General features: G+C 53.7%; 21 protein-coding genes and 1 other RNA gene. 17 read left to right on the top strand and 5 right to left on the bottom strand.

Annotated features, from left to right (window positions below):
* The first annotated feature begins 6 nt into the window (after positions 1 to 6).
* From mutL to ACLM7Z_RS12965, 13 genes are all read left to right on the top strand, one after another.
* Entirely contained in the window at positions 7 to 2016 is a 2010-nt protein-coding gene (gene mutL / locus ACLM7Z_RS13025) for a DNA mismatch repair endonuclease MutL (protein WP_165761029.1), read from the top strand.
* On the top strand, positions 2016 to 3005 hold the full coding sequence (gene miaA / locus ACLM7Z_RS13020; protein WP_087017665.1) for a tRNA (adenosine(37)-N6)-dimethylallyltransferase MiaA: 990 nt from the start codon (positions 2016 to 2018) through the stop codon (positions 3003 to 3005). The genes mutL and miaA overlap by 1 nt, the downstream gene beginning before the upstream one ends.
* Complete coding sequence (gene hfq / locus ACLM7Z_RS13015; protein WP_087017667.1) at positions 2995 to 3240, top strand: RNA chaperone Hfq; 246 nt, start codon at positions 2995 to 2997, stop codon at positions 3238 to 3240. Before miaA ends, hfq begins: the two co-directional genes overlap by 11 nt.
* A gap of 28 nt (positions 3241 to 3268) precedes the next feature.
* The gene (locus ACLM7Z_RS13010) at positions 3269 to 4552 is read left to right on the top strand and encodes an HlyD family efflux transporter periplasmic adaptor subunit (RefSeq protein WP_087017669.1); all 1284 of its coding nucleotides are present in this window, start codon (positions 3269 to 3271) and stop codon (positions 4550 to 4552) included.
* On the top strand, positions 4549 to 5259 hold the full coding sequence (locus ACLM7Z_RS13005) for a YggS family pyridoxal phosphate-dependent enzyme (RefSeq protein WP_273349458.1): 711 nt from the start codon (positions 4549 to 4551) through the stop codon (positions 5257 to 5259). Before ACLM7Z_RS13010 ends, ACLM7Z_RS13005 begins: the two co-directional genes overlap by 4 nt.
* 40 nt (positions 5260 to 5299) lie before the next feature.
* Positions 5300 to 5788, top strand: a complete 489-nt coding sequence (locus ACLM7Z_RS13000; RefSeq protein WP_087017672.1) for a cell division protein SepF — start codon at positions 5300 to 5302, stop codon at positions 5786 to 5788.
* 37 nt (positions 5789 to 5825) lie between these two features.
* On the top strand, positions 5826 to 6089 hold the full coding sequence (locus ACLM7Z_RS12995) for a YggT family protein (protein WP_087017674.1): 264 nt from the start codon (positions 5826 to 5828) through the stop codon (positions 6087 to 6089).
* 99 nt (positions 6090 to 6188) lie between these two features.
* A complete protein-coding gene (locus ACLM7Z_RS12990; protein WP_273349464.1) occupies positions 6189 to 6911 on the top strand; it encodes a DivIVA domain-containing protein in 723 nt (240 codons plus the stop codon).
* 97 nt (positions 6912 to 7008) lie between these two features.
* Positions 7009 to 9795, top strand: coding sequence for an isoleucine--tRNA ligase (gene ileS / locus ACLM7Z_RS12985; protein WP_087017678.1), 2787 nt, complete (start codon positions 7009 to 7011; stop codon positions 9793 to 9795).
* Between the two features lie 66 nt (positions 9796 to 9861).
* Positions 9862 to 10335 (top strand): signal peptidase II, encoded by a 474-nt coding sequence (gene lspA / locus ACLM7Z_RS12980; RefSeq protein WP_242969771.1) that lies wholly within the window; start codon positions 9862 to 9864, stop codon positions 10333 to 10335.
* Positions 10332 to 11255, top strand: a complete 924-nt coding sequence (locus ACLM7Z_RS12975) for an RluA family pseudouridine synthase (protein WP_087017680.1) — start codon at positions 10332 to 10334, stop codon at positions 11253 to 11255. Before lspA ends, ACLM7Z_RS12975 begins: the two co-directional genes overlap by 4 nt.
* Positions 11242 to 12054, top strand: coding sequence for a Cof-type HAD-IIB family hydrolase (locus tag ACLM7Z_RS12970; protein WP_087017682.1), 813 nt, complete (start codon positions 11242 to 11244; stop codon positions 12052 to 12054). Before ACLM7Z_RS12975 ends, ACLM7Z_RS12970 begins: the two co-directional genes overlap by 14 nt.
* An 85-nt stretch (positions 12055 to 12139) precedes the next feature.
* Positions 12140 to 12568 carry a hypothetical protein gene (locus ACLM7Z_RS12965; protein WP_087017684.1) on the top strand — a complete coding sequence of 143 codons (429 nt, stop codon included), beginning with the start codon at positions 12140 to 12142 and terminating at the stop codon, positions 12566 to 12568.
* Here ACLM7Z_RS12965 and ACLM7Z_RS12960 read toward each other — a convergent pair.
* The 5 genes from ACLM7Z_RS12960 to ACLM7Z_RS12940 all read right to left on the bottom strand — a co-directional run bounded on the left by ACLM7Z_RS12960 (position 12565) and on the right by ACLM7Z_RS12940 (position 17324).
* On the bottom strand, positions 12565 to 13500 hold the full coding sequence (locus ACLM7Z_RS12960; protein WP_087017686.1) for a M14 family metallopeptidase: 936 nt from the start codon (positions 13498 to 13500) through the stop codon (positions 12565 to 12567). The two genes, ACLM7Z_RS12965 and ACLM7Z_RS12960, sit on opposite strands and share 4 nt — an antisense overlap.
* Positions 13493 to 14449 (bottom strand): M14 family metallopeptidase, encoded by a 957-nt coding sequence (locus ACLM7Z_RS12955; protein WP_087017689.1) that lies wholly within the window; start codon positions 14447 to 14449, stop codon positions 13493 to 13495. The genes ACLM7Z_RS12960 and ACLM7Z_RS12955 overlap by 8 nt, the downstream gene beginning before the upstream one ends.
* 93 nt (positions 14450 to 14542) lie before the next feature.
* Positions 14543 to 15334, bottom strand: coding sequence for a transglutaminase domain-containing protein (locus tag ACLM7Z_RS12950; protein ID WP_165761030.1), 792 nt, complete (start codon positions 15332 to 15334; stop codon positions 14543 to 14545).
* A gap of 14 nt (positions 15335 to 15348) precedes the next feature.
* Entirely contained in the window at positions 15349 to 16029 is a 681-nt protein-coding gene (locus tag ACLM7Z_RS12945; RefSeq protein WP_087017693.1) for an alpha-E domain-containing protein, read from the bottom strand.
* A complete protein-coding gene (locus ACLM7Z_RS12940; protein WP_087017695.1) occupies positions 16011 to 17324 on the bottom strand; it encodes a circularly permuted type 2 ATP-grasp protein in 1314 nt (437 codons plus the stop codon). The genes ACLM7Z_RS12945 and ACLM7Z_RS12940 overlap by 19 nt, the downstream gene beginning before the upstream one ends.
* A 351-nt stretch (positions 17325 to 17675) precedes the next feature.
* Between ACLM7Z_RS12940 and asnB the strand changes: the two genes are divergently transcribed.
* From asnB to murD, 4 genes are all read left to right on the top strand, one after another.
* The gene (gene asnB, locus ACLM7Z_RS12935) at positions 17676 to 19499 is read left to right on the top strand and encodes an asparagine synthase (glutamine-hydrolyzing) (protein ID WP_273349476.1); all 1824 of its coding nucleotides are present in this window, start codon (positions 17676 to 17678) and stop codon (positions 19497 to 19499) included.
* 55 nt (positions 19500 to 19554) lie between these two features.
* On the top strand, positions 19555 to 20163 hold the full coding sequence (locus tag ACLM7Z_RS12930; protein ID WP_087017699.1) for an NUDIX hydrolase: 609 nt from the start codon (positions 19555 to 19557) through the stop codon (positions 20161 to 20163).
* A 33-nt stretch (positions 20164 to 20196) separates the two neighbouring features.
* Positions 20197 to 20548, top strand: an RNA gene (gene rnpB / locus ACLM7Z_RS12925) — RNase P RNA component class A.
* Positions 20549 to 20707: 159 nt separating this feature from the next.
* A complete protein-coding gene (gene murD / locus ACLM7Z_RS12920; RefSeq protein ID WP_087017701.1) occupies positions 20708 to 22105 on the top strand; it encodes a UDP-N-acetylmuramoyl-L-alanine--D-glutamate ligase in 1398 nt (465 codons plus the stop codon).
* The last annotated feature ends 46 nt before the right edge of the window (positions 22106 to 22151 follow it).

The following is a 22151-nucleotide window of genomic DNA, read 5'->3' as shown; positions in this document are numbered from 1 at the left end:
CGCCGTATGGCAGTCATTCATGAACTGGATTCGCACATGGCGGATCTGATCGCCGCGGGCGAGGTGGTGGAGCGCCCATCGTCTGTGTGTAAAGAGCTGGTGGAAAATGCGATTGATGCCGGTGCAACACAGATCACGGTTGAGCTGGAGCACGGTGGCATTTCCTATCTGCGCATTTGTGACAACGGCTGCGGCATGTCGCCGGAGGACGCACCGGTTGCATTCCGCCGCCATGCGACGAGCAAAATCCGCACGCGCGAGGATCTGGCAGCCATCGGCACGCTGGGCTTCCGGGGCGAAGCACTCGCCGCCATCTGCGCCGTGTCCCGTGTCGATCTGTTTACCAAGCAGATCGGTTGCGTGGAAGGCACGCATCTGTCGCTCGAAGGTGGGAAAATTACAGCGAATGAGCCAGCGGGCTGCCCGGAGGGCACGACCTTTGTCATCCGTGACCTGTTTTATAATACGCCCGCGCGCATGAAATTCCTGAAAAAAGACTTTACTGAGGCGGGCTATGTCCTGTCGGTGGTGGAGCATGCGGCAGAGAGCCATCCGGAAATCATGTTCCGCTGTATCCGTGACGGAAAGGATGTCTTTCATTCGCCCGGCGGCGGCAGCCTAAAAAATGCCGTATTCAGCGTATTCGGCAAGGAGTTGTCCAAAAATCTGATCGAAATGCCGGAACACGAGCTGAATGGCGTGAAGGTTTGGGGGTATATTTCCAAGCCGCATGCGCCGCGTGCCAACCGCACGTATCAGCATTTCTTTGTCAACGGGCGGTTTGTCAAGTCCAAGCTGATTCAGGCGGCGATGGAGGAGGCCTACCGCAACAGCATGATTACGGGCAAGTATCCGTACGGCTGTGTGTGCGTCCAGCTCCCACTGTCGCAGGTGGACGTCAATGTTCATCCGGCCAAGACAGAAGTGAAATTCGCACAGGAAAAACAGGTGTTCTCCGCAGTCTATGCCGCATGCAAAAATGCATTGGCGGGCGACGACAATGTTCCGGAAATTCAGGCGAAGCCGGTGCGTCCGGCTGCCGCTGTGCCGCAGGAAAAGGCGGAGCAGACGGTGCTTTCCGTGCCCAAAACAGAGGTGCATGAGCCGGCAGCGCCTGCCGTGTCGGCGGCACCGAAGGCGGTTTCCGGCGGGACGATGCACCATCCGCCCGCCTATCGTGCCACGGAACGGCCTGCACCGCGCAGCAGCGGATTTTTGCCGTTTGTCGATGTGGATGACCGCGACGAACAGGCGCTGCGCATGCCGCACGAGACAAAGAAACCGGCAAAAATCGATTTGTTTGCGCCTGAAATGCCCAAGGCACAGCAGCCGGTACAGACGGAACCGGTGTTTGCTGTGCCTGAGGCAGAAGCAGAGAAGGCTGTACAGAGCATGCCGGAGCGGACAGAACCGAAGCAGGAGGAAGCCGAGCCGCTTGTTCCTGACCTGCCGTCCGCGCGCGTCATCGGCAGCTGTTTTGAGACCTATATCCTTGCGGAGGACGCCGACGGGCTGATCCTGATCGACAAGCACGCTGCGCATGAGCGCATGCTGTTCAACCAGCTGCGTGAAAAGGCGGACATTCCGACGCAGATGCTGCTGGCACCGGTCGTCGTCGATCTGTCCGGTGAGGAATATGCCGCAGTTTTGGATGGCATGGAACAGATTCAGATGCTCGGCTTTGTCATGGAATCCTTCGGACAGCACAGCGTCGCGGTGCGCGAAGCGCCTGCTTATCTGGATGCGGGAGATATTCCCGTGACGGTATCCGAAATGGCACAGAAGCTGATGGATCGGCGCACGCCTGTGCCTGACCGTCTGGATGACCTCATTCATACCGTGTCGTGCAAGGCCGCTATCAAGGCGGGCAGCAAGACAAGCATACAGGAAATGCAGTCGCTGTGCGACCGCGTGCTGTCCGACCCGGCTGTGACATGCTGTCCGCACGGCAGACCGGTGACCGTCCGCCTGACGAAATACGAGTTGGACAAGATGTTTAAGCGGGTGAACCAGTGATGAAACCAAAGCTAATTTGTATTGCGGGCCCGACGGCATCGGGTAAGACAGCACTTTCGATTGCGCTGGCGAAGCAGCTGCACACCGAGATTATTTCCTCCGATTCCATGCAGCTGTATCGCGGCATGGACATCGGCACGGCAAAGCCGGATATGGCGGAGCGCGACGGTGTCGTGCACCATATGTTCGATGTCGCGGAGCCGGGTGAGGATTTTTCCGTGGCGCGATACCAGCAAATGGCAGATGCCTGCGCGCAGGATATCCTGTCGCGCGGGAAAATCCCGATTGTCTGCGGCGGCACTGGATTGTATCTCGATGCACTGATCGAGGGGAGCACCTTTTCCGGCGACGAGACCGACACGGCGGCGCGGGAGAAATACAACGCAATTGCACGCGAACAGGGAGCGCATGCGCTGCATGAAATGCTGCGCGCAGTCGATCCGGAGTCCGCTGAACGCATTCACGAAAACAATGTAAAGCGCGTCGTGCGCGCGCTCGAGGTCTATGCGCAGACCGGCATGACCATCGGTGAGCTGAATGCGCGCAACAAACGACCGGAACCAAAATATGACGCAATCCTGTTCGGACTGTGTCCGACCGACCGACAGACGCTGTACGATCGCATTGACCGGCGTGTTGACCAGATGGTCGAACTGGGACTGGTGGAAGAGGCGCGCCGTCTGTGGGAGGACGGCAGGCTGACCGGCACAGCAGGGCAGGCGATTGGCTATAAGGAACTGCTGCCATACCTGCGCGGAGAAGCAGAGCTTGAGGCGTGTCTCGACACGCTCAAACGTGCCTCGCGCAATTACGCCAAGCGGCAGCTCACCTGGCTGCGGCGCGATACCCGTGTCAACTGGCTGTATTACAATTCTCCCGATGAATTTTCCGCAATTCTCCAACAAGCGACAGAAATTTTGTCTGCCCGGGGTGTACCATATGAAAAGTATCTATACAACTCGGGAGGATTGCTCTATAATGAAAACTGAAATCAATTTACAGGACAACTTTTTGAACAAGGCACGGCAGGAAAAGGTTCCGCTGACTGTCTTCCTGACCAATGGCTTCCAGCTTCGCGGCATTGTGCGTGGGTTCGATACATTTATCATCCTGTTTGACTGCGACGGCAAGCAGGAGATGATTTACAAGCATGCGATTTCTACAGTGATACCGCAGCGCAGGCTGGATATGTCCGGCGGACGGAGGGAAACAGCGACAGCATAACCCGAACTGCCGATAGGAGTAGCTTTCTATGGCATTCAAATGGCCTCCGTTTTCACGGAGAAATTCCGCAAAAGAGCCGAACCGCGTGTGGCGGATCGGAAAAATAAAAATCAATAAAACGCTCCGCATGCCGATTATTGTTTTCGCGCTGATTCTGGTTTACAGTGCGGTCAGCTTTGTGGTCAACCACTACAATCCGGTCAGAACAACATCGGCAATCCAGCTGACGATGGATGATTCGTTTTCAACGACAGGATATTTTATCCGCGATGAAAACATCATTGATATTGCGGAGGGCGACACGGTGGAATATAATTATTCCGAGGGCGATAAGGTCGCAAAGGGAGCTTCGCTCGTCACGGAATATAAGGATGAGGATGCACTGACGGTCAGCCGCGAGCTGAAAAATATACGCGACAACATCGAGCAGCTGGAAACACTGCGCACGATGTCGTCGACGAGCACCAATTCCAGCCAGCTCAATCAGAAAATCATTGCGCAGATGAACGCCATCAGCAGCGAGGCGGAAGGCGCGTCGCTGGGACAGCTTGCTTCACTCACCTCGGAGCTGCGTCAGCTCGCGCTCAAGAGCGGCTCGCTGGAGGACGGAAGCGATGACATTGACGCAGAGATTGCAAGCCTGGAATCGCAGGCGGAATCTCTGGAGGAACGGCTGGAAGGCAAGACCTCCGAGATTACCTCGCCGTATGCGGGATATTTCTGCGAGTCGGTGGATGGTTATGAAGAAGTGCTCACACCGGATGTGGTCGATGACCTCACGCTGTCCGGGCTGGACAAGCTGGTGGACAAAAAGAAATCCGCAGCATCTGACAAGGGCAAAATTGTCTCCAGCTATACGTGGTATTTTGCCGCACGGGTGTCAGATACAGATGCACAGCATCTGACGCAGGGCAAAACGGTGGAGCTGCGCTTTGCGCAGGTCAGTCAGGATGTGCAGGCAACCGTCGCGTCAATCCGTGACGATGCGGACAGCGAGGATACACTGGTCATCTTCCAGTCTCAGGATATGAATGAGGATCTCATTTCCATGCGCAAACAGGTCGCAACGGTCGTTGTGGCGTCTTATTCCGGCCTCAAGGTTCCAAAATCCGCCGTCCGCATGCAGGATGACGAAATGGGTGTCTATGTCCTGTCCAACGATGTGGCACGATACAAGAAGATTGAGCCACTGTTTGAAGGCGAGGAATTTTATATTGTCGAGCAGAATGTAACCGGAAATGATTCTCTGGTTGCGGGCGACGACATCATTGTGGAAGCAAAAGATTTGGATGACAAGAAGGTAATGAAATGACAGAGGAAGAACGCAGGCAGATTGAAGAAAAGGTTGCGCAGGCACGGGAGCGCATTGCAGAGGCCGCAGCTGCGGCCGGACGCCGTCCGGAGGATATTACGCTGGTAGCGGCGACCAAAATGAACGACGCGGACCGCGTGCGCGCGGCGATTGCGGCGGGCGTGGATGTATGCGGCGAAAACCGCGTGCAGGAGCTGCTGGAAAAGTATGAACAGCACGCGTATGACGGATGCCCGCTGCATTTTATCGGCACGCTTCAGACCAACAAGGTCAAATATCTCATCGGCAAGGTCTCACTGATCGAATCCGTCAGCTCGCTCAAGCTGGCGCGCGTCATCGATAAAGAGGCGGCAAAGGCAGGAATCCGTCAGGATATCCTGCTGGAGGTCAACATCGGCAGGGAGGAGAGCAAGCTGGGCATTGATCCGGATGAGCTGTTTTCTGTTACCGAGCAAATTGCCGAATTGGAGCATGTCCGTGTTCGCGGTTTGATGGCAATTCCACCAAAACCGCAGCCAAATCAAGAAAAAACTCTTTATTTCGACAGAATGTCCAAACTATTTATTGACATATCGGCGAAAAAATACGATAATATCACCATGGACTGCTTGTCGATGGGAATGAGTGCCGACTATACAGAGGCAATTTCCTGTGGGGCAACCATCGTCCGGCTGGGTACGGCTATTTTTGGCGCCCGCCATTATTGATATATTTGGAAGAATTGTTCCATTCAGGAGGAAGCAGAAAATGGGATTAGTGAATGACTTCAAGCGCTGGGTGAGCGGAGAAGTGGACGACGACGACTTTGATCTGGACGACGAGACCATGGAGTCCACAGAGCCGGAGGAACCGTCTTATTACAGCCGCCCGGAGTCTGCTGCATCCGCGCCGGTTGAGGCGGCGCACACGCAGGTTCAGCCGCGCAGAAATAATAGAGTCGTCAACATCAGTGCAACGACCCGGCTGGCCGTCGTGCTGGTGAAGGCCGATCAGTTCAACAATGTTGCCGATATCGCCGACCATCTCAAAAATAAGATGACGGTTGTGCTGAATCTTGAGTCGACCGACAAGGAAGTTTCCAAGCGTATGCTCGATTTCCTCAGCGGTGTTACCTATGCCATTGAGGGCAAGATCAAGCGCGTTGCGAGCAACACATATCTGATTACGCCTTTGGATGTTGAAATTGTCGGCGATGACCTCATCAGTGAGCTGGAAAACAGCGGCATGAAATTATGATTGCTGCTCTCCGGCCAGAGAGTAGGATAGTGCTGATATGATTATAGTTTACTTGACAATTAGGCTGCTCAGTCTGCTGCAATGGCTGCTTGTGTTCCGGGCGATTGCCTCGTGGTTCCCGCAGGTGCAGAGCTCGCGCATCGGAGAGCTGCTGTATGCAGTTACCGAGCCGATGATTGCGCCCTGCCGCAGTTTTCTCAGCCGGTTTCGCTCGCTTCGTACCATGCCGCTGGACTTTTCGACGCTCTTGGCGTTTGTCATTCTGGCCATGGCGCAGAGTCTGCTGTACGCATTGTATTGATTGCTGATTCGCACAGATTTTATTCGGCCGGGTTTTCTGCCCGGCCATTTTCCAGTTATTCTCCGCCAGTCGTGTGCTGCCGGATTTCAGGAGGTCAACATGTTAAGTTCCAGGGAATTGCGGGAGTACTCCATTGAAAAGGCCGTCTTTGGCGGATATGATACCAAAAGCGTGGATTCGCTGCTGGATCAGGCGGCAGACGATATGGAGGCGCTGGAAAAGGAAAATGCAGAGCTGCGGGCAAAGCTCAAGGTTCTGGTGGACAAAATCGAGGAATACCGCAGGGTTGAAAGCGGCATCCGTCAGGCGCTGATGACGGCGCAGAATGTGGCGGAGCAGACGACGAAAAAGGCAACGGATGAATCCGAGGAGCTGCTCAGCCGTGCGCGGGCACAGGCAGAGCAGATGAAAGCGGATGCGTCCAGCCAGTGCGAGGCAGTGATTCGACAGTATCAGATTCAGGCCTCGCAGGAGCAGGCGCGCCTGCGTCTGGCACAGCGCGAGTGTGCGGCGTTTATCGATAAGATGACGCGCGCCTTCCGCGAGCAGAGCGAGCGCATTGCGTCCATACCCGAACAGGTTGGTCTGGAATTTACTTCGATTTCCGGACAGACCGTACAGAGCGAAACATTGGAAAGCCATGTGGAGGGTCCGGCGGAGCCGGCAGTTCCGCCGCGTGAGCAGCATACCTCCGGAACAGAGATTCCGGACGATATTTTGAAGATATTTGCCGATGCATCCCATGCCTCCCGCAAAAACGGCATGGAGGAGACCCAGTTCACCGTAGAGGTGAGCGGCTCTCAGGCAGGCGCAGATACATAACCCTTGACGATAAACAGCGTCAGCTGTTTGCGATATAGAGATGCCGCCCGTTGGCGGTTGGCGATTTGACGCCAGAGTTAGAAAGGAGTACGGTTCAATGCCGCAGGACTACAACAAGACAATCCATCTTCCCAAGACTGATTTCCCGATGCGCGCGGGTCTTCCCAAGCGCGAGCCGGAGTTTTTGGCGAAGTGGGAAGAGGATCATATTTATGATACATTGATGAAGAAAAACGAGGGCAAGCCCCTGTTTATTCTGCATGATGGCCCTCCGTATGCAAACGGTAATCTGCATCTGGGTCACGCCCTCAATAAGATCCTCAAGGACTTTATCATCCGCTATAAGAATATGACCGGTTACAAGGCACCGTATGTTCCGGGCTGGGATACGCACGGCCTGCCGATTGAGCGTCAGGCGATTGCCGCGTTTGGTCTGGATCGCCATAAGGTCAGCAATAAGGAGTTCTGCGAGAAGTGTAAGGAATTCGCACTGGAGCATGTCAATACGCAGCGCGAGCAGTTTAAGCGCCTCGGCGTTGTAGGCGATTGGGAACATCCGTACCTGACGCTGACCAATGACTTCGTTGCAAAGCAGATCGAGGTCTTCGGCGAGATGGCGAAGAAGGGCTATATCTACAAGGGCCTGAAGCCGGTTTACTGGTGCCCGCACGACGAGACCGCACTGGCAGAGGCGGAGATCGAATATAAGGACGCAACCTGTGAGTCTATTTACGTCAAGTTCGCCGTAAAGGACGACAAGGGCAAGATCAGTGCGATTCTTGGCACCACTGAGAACGTCTATTTCGTTATTTGGACGACGACGACCTGGACGCTGCCGGGCAACCTCGCCATTTCCGTCAATCCGTACTTTGAATATTCGTTTGTCAAGGTTCCGAATGGTGAGATTTACGTTCTGGCAACCGACCTGATTCCGTCTGTTGCGGCGGCTGCCGGCATTGAATCCTATGAAATCGTCGGCACGATTCAGGGCTCTGAACTGGAATATATCACCACCCAGCATCCGCTGATGGATCGCGAGTCGCTCGTCATCGTCGGCGAGCATGTCACGCTGGACGCCGGTACCGGCTGCGTTCATACCGCACCGGGCTTCGGTGCAGACGACTTTATTGTCTGCCAGAAATATCCGGAGATCCCGATGATTGTTCCGGTGGACAGCAAGGGCTATGCAACTGAGGATGCAGGTAAATATGCCGGCATGTACTATGAAAAGACCAATCCGGTCATTCTGGAAGACCTCAAGGAGCAGGGCGCGCTGCTGGCTGTCGAGACCATTGAACATTCCTATCCGCATTGCTGGAGATGTAAGAACCCGATCATCTTCCGTGCGACCGAGCAGTGGTTCTGCTCTGTCGACGCGATGAAGGATGATGCAGTCAAGGCCTGCCATGACATTCAGTGGATTCCGGCATGGGGCGAGGATCGCATGACCTCTATGATTCTGGAGCGCTCTGACTGGTGCATCTCCCGTCAGCGCACCTGGGGCGTACCGATCCCGATCTTCTTCTGCAAGAAGTGCGGCAAGCCGATTGTCAACGAGAAGACCATCAAGCTGGTTGCCGACCTGTTCCGTGAACACGGCACGAGCGCATGGTTCGATATGGACGCGAGCGAGATCCTGACCGACGACATCAAGTGCGAGTGCGGCTGTGGCGAATTCACCAAGGAAACCGACACGATGGATGTCTGGTTCGACTCCGGTTCCAGCCACGCGGCTGTTATGGATGAGCGCGACGATCTGACTTATCCAGCTGACGTCTATCTGGAAGGCAACGACCAGTACCGCGGTTGGTTCCAGTCGTCTATGCTGACCGCCATTGCGACCAAGGGCACCGCTCCGTATAAGACGGTCATCACCCACGGCATGATTGTCGATGAGGAGCGCCAGAAGATGTCCAAGTCCAAGGGCAACGGTATGAGCCCGCAGGAAATTACCAAGGAATACGGTGCAGATATCCTGCGTCTGTGGGTTTCTTCTGCGGATTACCGCGTTGATATGAAGATTTCCAAGAAGATGTTCAAGCAGCTGTCGCAGAACTATCTCAAGATCCGCAACACCGCGCGTTACATCATGGGCAATCTGGACGGCTTCACTGTCGATCAGATGGTACCGTATGACCAGATGCTCGAGCTGGATCAGTGGGCGCTGATGAAGTGCAACGATCTGGTTGGCCGCGTTCGTGCTGCATATGACAGCTATGAGTTCCACACCGTTACGCACGCGATTCACAACTTCTGCGTTGTTGATATGTCCAACTTCTATCTGGACGTCATTAAGGATCGCCTGTACTGTGACGAAGGCCTGAGCCGTCTGTCCGCACAGACTGCGATTTACCGCATTCTGGATGCACTGGTTCGCATGATTGCACCGATCCTCTGCTTTACCGCCGATGAAATTTGGCATGCAATGCCGCATCAGCAGGGTGACGATCTGGACAATGTCCTGTTCAACGACATGCCGTCCTACGACGAGTCGCTGGCATTTGATGAAGCGGCTATGATTAAGTGGGAAAAGATCATCGCAGTTCGCGACGATGTCAATAAGGCATTGGAGCAGGCGCGCGGTGCAAAGCTGATCGGCAAGCCGCTGGAGGCAAAGGTTGTCATCACTGCGTCTGACGCAGGAAAGGAATTCCTGGACAGCTGTGGTCAGGATCTGGCAAAGCTGTGCATTGTTTCCGCTGTCTCTGTCCAGAGCGGCGAAGGCGAGGGCGACGATTACGAAGCACTCGGCGGCATCAAGATTGCAGTCAGCCGCATGGAGGGCGAGAAGTGTGCCCGCTGCTGGATTTATGATCCGACGGTCGGTGAAAATGCAGAGCATCCGTGCCTGTGCGCACGCTGCGCTTCTGTAATCAGCCGATAATTTTATCAGACACGCTGAGGCAGAGGGTGCGTCCTCTGCCTCATTTTTTGAAAGGGGGCGTTCCCGATGACGATTCTGATGACGCTGCTGGCGGTGCTCGCCATGGTTCTGGTCGATCAGGTTGTCAAATACTGGGCTGTTACGGTGCTGGCACCGATCGGCAGCATTCCACTGATCCCGGGCATTTTGCAGCTCACTTATGTGGAAAACCGCGGTGCGGCATTCAGCTTGCTGGAAAATCAGATCTGGCTGTTTGTGCTGCTCGCAGCGGCTGTTGTAGGCGCGATTGTCTACGCGTTCCGCAAAAACCTGATACAGAATACATGGGGTAAGATCAGCCTGCTGATTATCTGTGCAGGTGCGGTCGGCAATGTCATTGACCGCATTGTACACCACTATGTTGTGGATATGATTGAAGTTCTGTTTATCCACTTCCCAGTGTTTAACATTGCGGATATTTATGTCACGGTCGGTGTGGTTATGTTCGCCATTTATTACCTGTTCCAGCACAAGGATTCGGACGAAACGGAGCGCGAATGAGACAGATTGTTACAGTAACTGAGGCGGACGCGGGACAGCGGCTGGATAAGCTGCTCGCGGAGCAGCTGCCGGAACTGACGCGATCCGCCATACAAAATCTGATGCGGGAGGGCTGTGTTACACTGGCAGGCGCGCCGCTGAGGAAGAATGCAAAGGCCGCTGTCGGCGACACAATCTGGATTGAGCTGCCGGAGCCGAAGGAAACTGAACTTGTTCCGGAGGAAATCCCGCTGGACATCATTTATGAGGACGATGACATTGTTGTGGTCAACAAACCGCGTGGCATGGTGGTACATCCCGCGCCGGGCAATTGGAGCGGCACGCTGGTCAATGCACTGATGTACCACTGTGGGGACAGTCTGTCCGGTATCAATGGAGAGATTCGCCCGGGCATTGTCCACCGCATTGACAAGGACACGAGCGGGCTGCTGGTTGTGGCGAAGAATGACCGCGCGCATCAGTCGCTCGCCGAACAGATCAAGGAACATTCCGCCGGACGGCGGTATTATGCCGTGGTTTACGGCGCACCGCGCGAGGACAAAGGAACAGTCAACGCGCCGATTGCGCGCCATCGTGTAGACCGAAAGAAAATGGCGGTCACAGAGGGTGGACGACAGGCAATTACACACTATGAAGTGCTGGAGCGCTATCGCGGCTATACCTATATGGCGTTTCAGCTCGAAACCGGGCGCACGCATCAGATTCGTGTGCATATGGCACACATTGGGCATCCGATCATCGGCGATCCGCTGTATGGCCCGTCCAAAGACAAATGGAAGCTGGACGGGCAGTGCCTGCACGCCGGGCAGCTGACGCTGACACATCCGGCAACTGGAGAACGCATGACATTTGAAGCGCCGCTTCCGGCGTATTTCACCACTGTTTTACAGAAACTGAGGAATCAATATGGGGAAATTTGACGGCATTTTACTTGCATCCGATATGGACGGCACATTGCTGAACGACAAACACGAGATCGGCAGCGCGACGGTCGAAGCGCTGAATTATTTCACACAGAACGGTGGACACTTTGCGCTCGCAACCGGCCGCACCCGTCCTGCGACGGCGGCATATCGTACGTTGCTGCCGTGCAATGCGCCGGGCGTTTATCTGAACGGCGCAATCATCTGTGATGAGAGCACAGAGAAAATGGTCTATATGGAGGGTCTGGATGACCGCGCAAAGGCACTGGCACATGAGGTGATGAAAGAGTTCCCGCATATTGGTATCGAGGTGTATCTGCTCGACCATTCGTATGTCTGCCGGATGAACGATACCACGCGCGACCATTTTCGACTGCTGGACATCCCATATACAGAAATGGCACTGGATGACATCCCAGAGCCGTGCGAGCAGTGGGGAAAGATCAACTTCACCGGACAGCCGGACGAGATGGAGCCGGTGCGTGCCTTTGTCGACCCGATGAAGGAGTATTTTAATCTGACCTTCTCCACGCCGATTTTCTATGAGATGACCTGCAAGGGCGGTCACAAGGGTGACGGCGTGCGCCGCGTTGCGGACTATCTCGGTATCAGGCCGGAGATGGTCTGCGCCATCGGTGACAGCCAGAATGATCTGCCGATGCTGAAAAACGCAGGCATCGGTTTTGCACCCGCCAATGCGCGCGATTATGTGCTGGAAATTGCCGATGTTGTCGTGCCGGACAACAATCACGACGCACTCAAGGGCGCTGTAGAATATCTGGACAGCAAATTCTGAACGAAAAAAAGAAAGCAGCGGATTGCCATGCAGTCCGCTGCTTTTGTGATATACTGATAGAAAAAGGAAACCGGAGGAAACATTTATGAACAGAGAGGAACAGAACCGCGTGCTGGGCGCTGTTATCAGCCTGACTTATTCACTGTATCCGATTGAGATGACAGAGGAGAGAAACGCACTGGTGCGCCGCGCGCTGGCGGCGCTGGGGGAGGATTGCAGCACAGAGCAGCTCGATGCGTTGCTGTTTGACCTGCACCAGTCAAAGTATGACCTCAATCCCGGTTGTCAGTGCCTGTTCGGCAAAGGCTACTATCCGGATGACTTCACCGATAATTTCCGCAAGCTCGACCGTCAGGATGCAGTGGGAGCGGCGGCACGCGCCTTATTTGCAGCATTACAGACGCCGCACCCCGACTGGGATGCGGCGCTGATGTACTGCGCGATCCGCGCGATTTATAATACGGAATATGGAGAAGAACGCATGGAAACAATCCGTACACAGCTCGGCGGTTAACCGTGCAGGCGGCGGATAATGCGGAATGCAGTCGTCTGCTCGTTGATAAGCGGAGCGGAGTGAGAGAAGAATACAATGCCGTCACACGGGGCATAGATGTGCTGCATGACATAACCCTCAAGTGGGTGGGTAATCTGTGCCAGCTCGTCACCATAGGAGACTTCATCACCCGGATGCTTGATGCGCGTGAAAATGCCGCCGCACGGAGACTGCACGGGGCGAAGCTCGTCATCCTGGATAATAGATGCGATAAAGCCGCTGTGGCAGTGATATTTCAGAATACCCATACGGGAAAGGAAGCGCAGGACAGACACAATTGCCGTGCGTGCGGATTCCTGATCGATGTGGTCGGTCTCCTTGGTGTAGATGGAAAAAGCGTTCGTGTCCCAAATCTGCCAGTTGTAATTGAGCGTGCCGGTGTCATAGGGACGCGGCTTGCGCACGAGTACATACGGCAGACCGAACAGGTTTGCCAGTGAGGTGGACTGAAAACCGGTATCCATCATGCGCACATGAGGGATAAAGTCGCCCGGCATATAGAACGAGGCGAACTGAATGCCATAGTGGTAGCCCTGTACTTTTTCAAAAATACCGGCAGCAATGCGCTGTGTGGTTTCGCCGCGGTCATAGCCCGGATACATGCGGTTGATATCGGAATTGTCCATCGCCCAGAACCGCTTTCCGATGTTCATCGAATAGTGGTTGACCGACGGGACGACAAGAATTTCATTGCCCTTGACCAACATGCCGCGCTTTTCAAACTGCTCGAGCGTGTGTACAAGCTGTGCGCAGATATACAGCTGCTGGACTTCATTGCCGCGCATCGCACCCATGATGCAGACCGATTTTTCACCGCGTCCAAACCGATAGCCGGTGACATTGAGTGTATCGCGGTAAGGCGAGGGCAGTGTAAACAGTGTTTCCTTAGTCATTTTCGGCATCCTCCTCATATTCCTCCAGTACACGTGCAATCAGTGAACCGGAATATACGACCGGGTATTCGCGCAGCGTGAACACGCGTCCGGTAACATCTGCCTGTACGGCGTGCAGAATCTCTCCGGTCGCCGGGTTGACGATATCGCCCAGATGATCGCCCTTTTTCACGCGCTGCCAGTGCTCGACTGAGGAGACAAAAATACCGGATGCCTCTGCGTTGACAAAGCTGACATGGCCATCGCGCGAGACAATCGGTTCACGCACTGCCGGCGCTTCGCCCTTCCAGATGCCAAGTTCGCACATCAGGCGGAAAATGCCGTCTACCAACTGCATGCAGTATTCCTTTGTGATGCGCATGCCGACGCCCATCTCCACGACGAGGCACGGCACACCGGTCTTATTTAAACTGTGTGCCAGCGTCGCTTCCAGAACAGTTGCAGAGGCATGCACCCAGACGAAATCCGTGTTGAGCAGCTTGGCATACGGCAGAAGATTGTCCGCAGTTGTTTCATTGACGCGCACCTGCGGCGTCTCGCGCAGGAAAATATTCGATGCATGGATATCGATTGCCATATCAGCACCGCTCATATCGTTCATGATCTGCGCCGCGACAAATTCCGCTGTAGCGCTTGTGTTTGAGCCGGGAAAAATACGGTTCATATCCAGGTCGAACATTGGGATACCGCGCGTAATCGAGTCGATGCCGAGCGGGTTGAGTGCCGGATAGATGTCGACAATGCCATTCAGCAGTTCTTTGTGTTCGTTGATCCGGCGCGCGACCTCATAGCAGACATACTGGCCTTCCAGCTCATCGCCGTGTGTACCGGTGACAATGCAGATGCGCTTCATGTCCGGCCGCGTACCGGATTCCGGCTCAATGCGGTTCTTGATGATTTTCCATCGCTCATCGACCGGCAGGCCGACGGACACAACTTCTTGTATCATGAATATTCCCTCCATAACGCCACAATAACCGGCAGGGATACTCCTTGTCGGTCAATGTGGTATATTTTTTAATTATATGCGAATATGTAAGAATTACACATCGCGCACAGTCACAGTTACATTCTGCTTTTGGGAAACCGTGCAGGGGGCGTAGCCCGGCGTGCGGAAGAAGCCCTTGTCAAGGATGCAGTCGTTGTAGTCGCGGCCGGTTGTCAGGCAGATATAGCCGCTGTCAATCATGCAGTCATTGGTTGGGTCAAGCCCGCACCAGCGGCGGCCGTCGAAAACTTCGACCCAGGCATGTGTTTCCCCCTCGCCGAACAGATAACCGACTACATAGCGCGCCGGAATACCGTCGCGGCGGCACAGGGAAAGCATGATGTGCGTGAAATCCTGGCAGACACCTTTTTTCAGCGCAGCAGCCTCTTCTGCGGTGGTGCAGATGTTGGTGACACCCTTTTCATAGGTCATGATGCTGTGCAACAGATGCATCCACTGCTGTGCACGTTCCACCGGCTCTTTGCCGCTGATGGCAGCACCGGCATACAGGGATTCGATCGCTTCCCCCGGACGTGTCAGTTCGGACGGATAGCGGTAGATTGGATGCAGCGGGCCGTCAACATACGGAGTATCCCGCACCCAGGCAATGCCTGCTACAGAATACGAAAAAGAAGTATGTTCACTGTAGCAGTCGCCGATATACATGGTTGTTCCCCATTCATCGGTGACGTTGGCCAGATGCTCGGCAGGTGTAATTTCTTTGTGCAGGTCGCAGATAATCTGGCGGCTGTCTGTGCGGGGAACAAGCCGCAGGGAAAAGCTGTGCGAAATGACAGGTGTGTCAAATTCCAGCTTTTTGCAGTGCGTGAAATTCAGCTTTCTCATACGCGTCTCCTTTGTTATTCGGTAATCAGCGTCATGAGCGAACGGGCACATTCACGGCGCCAGCCGGGGGTGTGCAGCATGGATTCGCGCACATGGGCGTACAGAAAGTCGAGAACCTCTTCGTCGTATGCGATGCCGCTCTGTCTGAGGCGCGGTGTCATCTTGCAGAGTGCACGCTCAATATCTGCCGTCGGGAAGCTCAGACGCAGGAACAGGTCGAGACGCTCCAGATAGCGGCCGCATTTGATAATGCTGCGGCAGCGCTGATCCAGCACGTTGTCATCGATACTTGCCCAGAAAGCGAGCAGGTAATCCTGCACCGGGAGCAGAGCCATTGTGGGAACATCGGAATGGGAGGATGCCGCGTAGATATCCAGCGACATCTGGATGTAAGCCAGCGAATCGCTGGTGATTTCATTTCGCAGAATAATACCGTTGTCGTAGGAACGGTTGAGCGAAGTAAAGATCGAGTTCGGATCATCCTTATCGAACAGGAAACGATGGATAAAATCCGTCTCACTTTGATAGATGTTTGGGATATCCAGACGTTCGCATAGATTTTTGTATGCATCTGCCTGGCGGTCAATCATCTGATCGTAATAATTGTAAAACGCCTTCAGTGTTGTGTACACACGTTCGGTATAGCGTCCCAGCCAGAACAGGCTGTCCCTTTTTTCTAACGAGATAGTACCCATGTATCCTTAAATCCTCCTCCTTGCGATGAGTTGACAATAAACGAATCGGGGTTGCGGGAGAAACGGGTCAGGCCGCTTGCCCAGACCTTGGTTTCCGCGCCGCTGAGCACAAAGGCACGGAGATCAGCCTTGCGCGGAACCTGTTTGCCCTCGTCGATGATGTCCAGATCGCGGAAATCAATGACTTCCTGTGCAATGAACCGGCGCGGCTCGCGCTGGATAAGCTCGCGCCAGTCAGCAAGCTCCTGTTCGGACATTTTATCTCCGAAAACGACACCGTAGCCGCCGGCCTCCGCGACATCCTTGACAACCAGGCGTTCCAGATTTTCCAGAACAAACTTCTGATCTTCTTCGTACATCGGAAGATAGGTAGGCGCGTTATTCAGAATCGGTTCTTCCCCCAGATAATAGCGGATCATTTTGGGGACGAAGTAATAAATACCCTTGTCGTCCGCAACACCGTTGCCCGGTGCATTGATGATAGCAACATTACCTGCACGGTAAGCTGCCATCAGGTTGGGCACACCGATAAGGGAATGGGAGCGGAAGGTACATGGATCCAGAAATTCATCCGACTGGCGGCGATAGACGGCACCAACACGTTTTTTGTTGCCATGGTCATCGCGGTAATACAGTTTGCAGTCCTGTACGAACAGGTCGTTCGGCATGGCGAGTACGCTGTTGGTCTTTTCTGCAAGATAGGAATGTTCAAAAAATGCGGCGTTATAGCGTCCCGGTGTCAGAATGACATTGATGCCGCCGAGATTGACATTATCCATCGTTTCACGCAGCAGGTTCGCGTAGTCGCGGTTGTCGCGCACGGCATATGAGCGGAAAACACCCGGGCTTGCTTTTCGGGACAGTTCTCGTGCAATCAAGGGATAGGAGGCACCGGATGGAATACGCAGATTGTCTTCGAGGACGTACCACGTGCCATCCTTGGCCTGTACGAGATCAATGCCGGAGATATGGCTGTAAATACCTGCGGGAGGCATGATGCCCTCACATTCGGGCAGATATCCGGAGGAGGAAAAGACGAAATCCTCCGGAATAATGCCGTCAGCAATAATACGTTTCCGGCTGTAAATATCCGCCAGGAACTGGTTCAACGCATCGACGCGCTGCCGTAAACCGCGCTCAAGATAGTCGAAATCTTCTGCCGGAATGACGCGGGGAATCGGATCAAACGGAAACAGCTGCTCGTGAAATGTCCCGTTCTTATATATTCCGAATTTTACGCCATAACGTGCGAGAAGTACGTTAATGTTGTCGCCATGGGCGATAATATCTTTCATGGGAACCTCTCCCTTTCTATAGATTGCAAAACAGGAAAAAGAAAAAGGCACTCCAATTATCTTGGAGCACCTTTGCTTATATATATTGTACGCTGTTTCCGACGGGATTGTCAAGATTTTTTGCCGTATATGGAAGTACGGATATAAACAAAAAAATTACAATGATTCGTGTATATTATACAAAATTTCACCAGAAATGACAGAGAACCCCAGTGTGTTATACTACAAAATAAGAAGTTCGTGCGTAAATATACGCATAAACAGAAACGGTTTTATTTTACATATCCCGATGTGCTGCTGCATACAATGATCGGAGCGATTCTATGATACTGCGGAACGGAGGCAGAGAGCATGTGTGGAATTGCAGGACTTGTGGGGGATATTCCGTCCCGGACAATATTAGAGCGAATGCAGAAGACCATGCGGAGGCGCGGACCGGATCAGGAAGGGATCTGGCAGAGGGACAGTGCGGCACTGATCCATGCGCGCCTTGCGGTTATTGATATCGAGGGCGGACGGCAGCCCATGACACGATGGGCGGGCGAAAAGGAATATTGCATGGTATATAACGGTGAGCTATACAATACGGCTGAGCTGCGCCGCAGACTGGAAGCATGTGGCCACAGCTTTTCCACTCATTCAGATACTGAAGTCGTACTGGCATCGTATCTGGAATGGGGCGAGGCCTGTCTGGATCTGTTTAATGGAATCTATGCATTTGCTGTGTGGGATATACGTAAAAAATCTCTGTTTTTTGCGCGTGACCGCATCGGTGTAAAGCCATTGTTCTTTACGGAAAAAAACGGAAATTTTCTGTTTGCATCAGAGATCAAGACCTTGCTTGCCCATCCCGATATCGACGCGCGGATTGATGTGAATGCGGTCGCAGAGCTGATGCTGGTTGGCCCGGGGCGCACGCCGGGCTATGGCGTATTCTGCGGCATCCATGAAGTGCCGGCAGGCTGGTGCGGGACCTATTCCCAACGGGAGGGTGTGCATCTGCGGCAGTACTGGAAGCTGAAGGATCGGGAACATACGGACAGCACAGAGGAAACTGTAGCGCATGTGCGGGAACTGGTGTGTGATGCCGTGGAGCGGCAGCTGGTGTCAGATGTTCCGTTGTGTACGTTTTTATCCGGTGGTTTGGATTCGAGTATTATTTCTGCGATTGCTGCGCGCACCTATGCCGCAGCAAGGCAGAAGTTGCATACCGTTTCTGTCACCTATCGTGATAATGATAAATATTTTCAGAAATCGCACTTCCAGCCCAACAGTGACGATGCATTTATTTCCAAAATGAATGACGCTATCAGTGCGGAAAATCATTTGGTTGTCATTGATACGCCGCAGCTGGTACAGGCGCTGTTTGAGGCAGTGGAAGCGCGCGACCTGCCGGGCATGGCAGATGTGGATGCTTCGTTGCTGCTGTTCTGCCGCGAGATCAGAAAGATCGGCACGGTGGCACTGTCCGGCGAATGTGCGGATGAAATTTTTGGGGGATATCCGTGGTATCGGGATGCAGATGTGCGCCGGAGACAGGGATTCCCCTGGGCGCAGTCGACAGAATACCGCGCGTCCTTCCTGCGGGGGGAATGGCAGGAACAAATAGATGCTGCGGCATATGTTGATACAAAATATCAGCAGACCATTGCAGAAGTGCAGCCGATTGGAGTACATGGCGTCGATGACTGCCGAATCCGGGAAATGACACGGCTGAATATGAACTGGTTTATGCAGACATTGCTTGATCGTAAAGATCGCATGAGTATGTTCAGCGGGCTGGAAGTACGCGTGCCGTTCTGCGACCACCGTATTGCAGAATATCTGTACAGCGTGCCATGGCACATGAAGGATTTAGACGGCATGGAAAAGGGATTGCTGCGTGAAGCTGTACGCGGGTTGCTGCCGGAGGAGATCCGCATGCGCAAAAAAAGCCCGTATCCTAAAACACACAACCCGGCCTATCTGCGTGCCGTGTCCAATCTGCTGCGCCAGGTGCTGGATGACGGGACATCGCCGATGTTCGATATCGTCAAAAAAGAGGCACTTGAGCAGCTGCTCACTGAGCACCGCGCACAACCGTGGTACGGGCAGCTGATGCAGACACCGCAGACCATCGCTTATTTTTTGCAGCTTCACCATTGGATGGCACTGTATCACGTGACGATTTGCTGAATGCCTTGCGTACGATATCGTTCTGCGGTATGATAGATGCAGGACGGTGATTGGCATGGAAGAACAGCTTGATATTTTTGACGAACAGATGGACTGGATCGGCACAGCACCGCGCAGCCGTGTACACGCAGAGGGCCTGCTGCATCAGGTTGTACACTGCTGGATGATTGGTGAGAGTGAACCGGTGCTGTATTTCCAGCAGCGTGCACATACGAAGGCGGATTTTCCGGATTATTATGATCTGGCGTGCGGAGGGCATATTGGCGCAGGGGAATGCCCGGATAAGGCTGTGCTCCGCGAGGTGTGGGAGGAAACCGGTTTGCGGCTTGCATCGGGACAGCTGACAAAGCTCGGACAGTACCGTGCGCCGGATCTGCATCTGCCCGGCTTTTTTGACCGCGAGACTTCCAATGTTTATGTGTTACGGCAGGATACGCCACCATTTGCACCGGGGGAGGAGGTTGCGCGCATGATTTGTGTGCGTGCGGAGGAATTTTGCCGTATGGAGCTGGAAAATGCGCGTGAAATTGAGGCAAAGACGCTGGATGGCGTACCATTCCGCATTTCACGGGACGCATGGTGCTGTCATGACGGTGAATTTGCTGCATTTGTCTTCCCGTATCTGAAACAGGCTTTTCCTCAGCTCAGATGTGCAGGAGATTGACAAAATCGTGGATTTCTGTATAATAAATTGGAGTGAGTAAAGTTAACAGCCGCGTAAACAGTGCCGAAAGGCCGTTTATGAGGAAAGTCCGGGCTGCGCAGGGCAGGATAACGGATAACGTCCGCCGGAGGCGACTCCAGGAAAAGTGCAACAGAGATATACCGCCACGGCATTGCCGGGGTAAGGGTGGAAAGGCGAGGTAAGAGCTCACCAGTCGCATAGGTAACTATGCGACTCTGTAAACTCTATCCGCAGCAACACCGCAGAGGGACACACAGGGCTTGCCCGGCCCGTCCCGAGAAGGTGGCTAGAGGTGTGTGGTAACATGCATCCCAGATAGATGGCTGTTCCAATGACAGAACCCGGCTTACTCTTTGCTCACTCTTTTTGCATTTTCTCCCCGCTGGTGCGAGGGTTTCTGTGGGAATGCATCCGGGCAAGGAAGCATTCCCGACATAATAAAATGAAATGAAGATGATATATTTGCGTGCGGCAGGAGAGCGGGACGCTTTTCGGTGCGCAGAATATTCGGAGGCAAGTGAAAATGAGCGCATATGATCGTTTTTTGCAATCGATGAATGAAAAACAGGTCACGGTGATCGGCATCGGTGTGAGCAATACGCCACTGATCAGCCTGCTGTTGGAGGCAGGAGCATATGTCACCGTACATGACCGGAAAACAGAAGAGGAATTGGGAGAGATTTATGAGGGCCTGTCTGATCTGGGCGTTCGCTTCTGTGTCGGAAGTGAATATCTGAAAAATCTTGGCGGAGATATTATTTTCCGTACCCCGGGCATGCACCCAAACCATCCGGCATTGGTACGGGCGCGCGAGCAGGGCAGCGAGATCACCAGCGAGATGGAGGTCTTCATGCAGGTTTGCCCGTGCCCGATTGTCGCCATTACTGGTTCGGACGGAAAGACTACTACTACCACGCTGACCTGTGAAATTCTCAAGACGGCAGGGTATACCTGCCATCTCGGCGGCAACATCGGACGCCCGCTGCTGGCAGATGTCCCATTGATGACAGAACAGGACATTGCAGTTGTCGAGTTATCTTCCTTCCAGCTGATGGATATGGAATGCTCTCCGGCAGCGGCGCTTGTCACGAATGTCACGCCGAACCATCTGGATGTCCACAAGGATATGGAGGAGTATATTCAGGCGAAGACCAATATCTTTAAGCATCAGAAGCCAGGTGCAAAGCTGGTGCTCAATGCAGATGATCCTGTTTCGCAGAGCTTCCATCCGGCAGATGGTGTGGAACTGCTTCAGTTTTCCATGAAGGAGCCGGTACAGAATGGTGTTTATCTTCAGGATGGCGTAATCTGGTATGCAGAGGACGGTAACCGCCGTAAGATCATGGATGCCTCGGAGATTCGCATTCCGGGCGCGCACAATATTGCAAACTATATGGCGGCGACCTGCCTGACACACGGTAAGGTTTCGTTTAACGATGTCATTACGGTTGCGCGTTCGTTCGGCGGCGTTGAGCATCGTCTGGAGCTTGTCCGCACCTTGAATGGCGTGCGCTATTATAACGATTCGATTGCATCCAGCCCGACGAGAACAGCGGCAGGTCTGCGTGCCTTCAAACAGAAGGTGATCCTGCTGGCGGGCGGTCATGATAAAAAGATTCCGTATGACAGCTTTGGCCCAATTGTATGCGACCATGTCAAACGACTGATTTTGATCGACGCAAATCCGGATGACAGCACGGCACCGGCAATTGAAGCATCGGTACGTGCAGCAGAGAATTTTGATCCGGAACAGCTTGTCATTGAAACCTACAATGATTTTGAAGCAGCTGTACGCGGTGCGGCAGCCGCTGCACAGGACGGTGACATTGTTCTGATGTCTCCGGCAAGCGCATCATTTGATATTTTCAAAAACTTTATGGAGCGCGGCAACCGGTTTAAAGATATCGTCAATTCGCTGTAAGTTACGAAAAATATTCCACAACCGCCGGACGCAAGTTCGGCGGTTT

Source organism: Butyricicoccus porcorum (genome assembly GCF_051246315.1).
Taxonomy (GTDB): domain Bacteria; phylum Bacillota; class Clostridia; order Oscillospirales; family Butyricicoccaceae; genus Butyricicoccus_A; species Butyricicoccus_A porcorum.
This window is presented reverse-complemented; position numbering and strand designations above follow the sequence as displayed.

Excerpts from the sequence above, each read along its gene's own strand:
- ACLM7Z_RS13005 (WP_273349458.1), top strand. The coding sequence starts at position 4,549 with ATGACAGAGGAAGAACGCAGGCAGATTGAAGAAAAGGTTGCGCAGGCA.
- ACLM7Z_RS12975 (WP_087017680.1), top strand. The coding sequence starts at position 10,332 with ATGAGACAGATTGTTACAGTAACTGAGGCGGACGCGGGACAGCGGCTG.
- ACLM7Z_RS12960 (WP_087017686.1), bottom strand. The coding sequence starts at position 13,500 with ATGACTAAGGAAACACTGTTTACACTGCCCTCGCCTTACCGCGATACA.
- hfq (WP_087017667.1), top strand. The coding sequence starts at position 2,995 with ATGAAAACTGAAATCAATTTACAGGACAACTTTTTGAACAAGGCACGG.
- ACLM7Z_RS12995 (WP_087017674.1), top strand. The coding sequence starts at position 5,826 with ATGATTATAGTTTACTTGACAATTAGGCTGCTCAGTCTGCTGCAATGG.
- ACLM7Z_RS12940 (WP_087017695.1), bottom strand. The coding sequence starts at position 17,324 with ATGAAAGATATTATCGCCCATGGCGACAACATTAACGTACTTCTCGCA.
- ACLM7Z_RS12950 (WP_165761030.1), bottom strand. The coding sequence starts at position 15,334 with ATGAGAAAGCTGAATTTCACGCACTGCAAAAAGCTGGAATTTGACACA.
- asnB (WP_273349476.1), top strand. The coding sequence starts at position 17,676 with ATGTGTGGAATTGCAGGACTTGTGGGGGATATTCCGTCCCGGACAATA.
- ACLM7Z_RS12945 (WP_087017693.1), bottom strand. The coding sequence starts at position 16,029 with ATGGGTACTATCTCGTTAGAAAAAAGGGACAGCCTGTTCTGGCTGGGA.
- murD (WP_087017701.1), top strand. The coding sequence starts at position 20,708 with ATGAGCGCATATGATCGTTTTTTGCAATCGATGAATGAAAAACAGGTC.
- ACLM7Z_RS12955 (WP_087017689.1), bottom strand. The coding sequence starts at position 14,449 with ATGATACAAGAAGTTGTGTCCGTCGGCCTGCCGGTCGATGAGCGATGG.
- ACLM7Z_RS12930 (WP_087017699.1), top strand. The coding sequence starts at position 19,555 with ATGGAAGAACAGCTTGATATTTTTGACGAACAGATGGACTGGATCGGC.
- ACLM7Z_RS12970 (WP_087017682.1), top strand. The coding sequence starts at position 11,242 with ATGGGGAAATTTGACGGCATTTTACTTGCATCCGATATGGACGGCACA.
- ACLM7Z_RS13000 (WP_087017672.1), top strand. The coding sequence starts at position 5,300 with ATGGGATTAGTGAATGACTTCAAGCGCTGGGTGAGCGGAGAAGTGGAC.
- ACLM7Z_RS12965 (WP_087017684.1), top strand. The coding sequence starts at position 12,140 with ATGAACAGAGAGGAACAGAACCGCGTGCTGGGCGCTGTTATCAGCCTG.
- ileS (WP_087017678.1), top strand. The coding sequence starts at position 7,009 with ATGCCGCAGGACTACAACAAGACAATCCATCTTCCCAAGACTGATTTC.
- miaA (WP_087017665.1), top strand. The coding sequence starts at position 2,016 with ATGAAACCAAAGCTAATTTGTATTGCGGGCCCGACGGCATCGGGTAAG.
- lspA (WP_242969771.1), top strand. The coding sequence starts at position 9,862 with ATGACGATTCTGATGACGCTGCTGGCGGTGCTCGCCATGGTTCTGGTC.
- mutL (WP_165761029.1), top strand. The coding sequence starts at position 7 with ATGGCAGTCATTCATGAACTGGATTCGCACATGGCGGATCTGATCGCC.
- ACLM7Z_RS13010 (WP_087017669.1), top strand. The coding sequence starts at position 3,269 with ATGGCATTCAAATGGCCTCCGTTTTCACGGAGAAATTCCGCAAAAGAG.
- ACLM7Z_RS12990 (WP_273349464.1), top strand. The coding sequence starts at position 6,189 with ATGTTAAGTTCCAGGGAATTGCGGGAGTACTCCATTGAAAAGGCCGTC.